1 protein-coding gene is annotated in these 1,333 nt (G+C 74.6%); it reads left to right on the top strand.

The genetic code is table 11. From position 1 onward, the window contains the following. Positions 1-1,333, top strand: a 1,333-nt coding sequence (locus tag KN815_RS31885; RefSeq protein WP_216345335.1) for a beta-ketoacyl synthase N-terminal-like domain-containing protein, incomplete at both ends; no start/stop codon positions are given.

The following is a 1,333-nucleotide window of genomic DNA, read 5'->3' on the forward strand; positions in this document are numbered from 1 at the left end:
CGGCCATGGGTTATGGCTCGGATGTCTCGGGCGCGCCGGAGGAGTTGGAGGGGCTGCTGCTCACCGGCGGCGCCACCAGTGTGCTCTCCGGCCGTATCGCCTACACCTTCGGCCTGGAGGGCCCGGCCGCCACCATCGACACGGCCTGCTCGTCGTCGCTGGTCGCGCTGCACTGGGCGGCCCAGGCGCTGCGGCAGCGCGAATGCTCGCTCGCCCTCGTCGGCGGCGTCACGGTGATGCCCAACCCCGACGTCTTCGTGGAGTTCAGCCGCCAGCGCGGCCTCGCCCCCGACGGCCGCTGCAAGTCCTTCGCCGCCTCGGCGGACGGCACCGGCTGGTCCGAGGGCGTCGGCGTGCTGCTGGTCGAGCGGCTGTCGGACGCGCGCAGGAACGGTCACCCGGTGCTGGCCGTGGTGCGCGGCAGCGCGGTGAACCAGGACGGCGCGTCGAATGGCTTGACGGCGCCCAACGGCCCCTCGCAGCGGCGCGTCATCCGCCAGGCCCTGGAGAACGCCCGGCTGTCCGCCGCCGAGATCGACGTCGTCGAGGCGCATGGCACGGGCACCACGCTCGGCGACCCCATCGAGGCGCAGGCGCTGCTGGCCACCTACGGCCAGGAGCGGCCCGAGGGCCGGCCGCTGTGGCTGGGCTCGCTCAAGTCCAACCTGGGCCACGCCCAGGCGGCGGCGGGTGTCGCGGGCGTCATCAAGATGGTCATGGCGATACGCCACGGCATCCTGCCCAAGACCCTCCACGTCGACCAGCCGTCCCCGACCGTCGACTGGTCGGCGGGCGAAGTGTCCCTGCTGACCGAGGCCCGCCCCTGGGACGAGACCGGCAGGCCGCGCCGGGCCGGTGTCTCGGCCTTCGGCGTGAGCGGCACCAACGCCCACACCATCCTGGAGCAGGCCCCCGAGCCGGAGGCCGAGGAGCCGTCGGCCACCGACGAGGACGCCACCCCGGCGGCGGTCGTCACCGCCACCGTGCTGCCGTGGACCCTGTCCGCCGGGAACGCGGCGGCGCTGCGCGACAACGCCCGCCGCCTCGCCTCCCACCTCGACCGCGAACCCGCCCTCGGCACCACCGATGTGGCCTACTCGCTGGCCACCGGCCGGGCGGCGCTGGAGCGCCGCGCGGTGGTCGTGGGCGAGGACCGCGCCGGGCTGCTGTCCGGGCTGGAGGCGCTGGCGCGGGGTGAGTCCGGGCCGGGGCTGGTCGAGGGGACGGTTGCCGAGGGTGAGCTGGCGTTCCTGTTCACGGGGCAGGGGAGTCAGCGGCTGGGGATGGGGCGTGAGCTGTACGACGCCTATCCGGTGTTCGCGGATGCGCTTGA

Origin of the sequence: Streptomyces niphimycinicus (assembly GCF_018883605.1) — a bacterium.
Taxonomy (GTDB): domain Bacteria; phylum Actinomycetota; class Actinomycetes; order Streptomycetales; family Streptomycetaceae; genus Streptomyces; species Streptomyces niphimycinicus.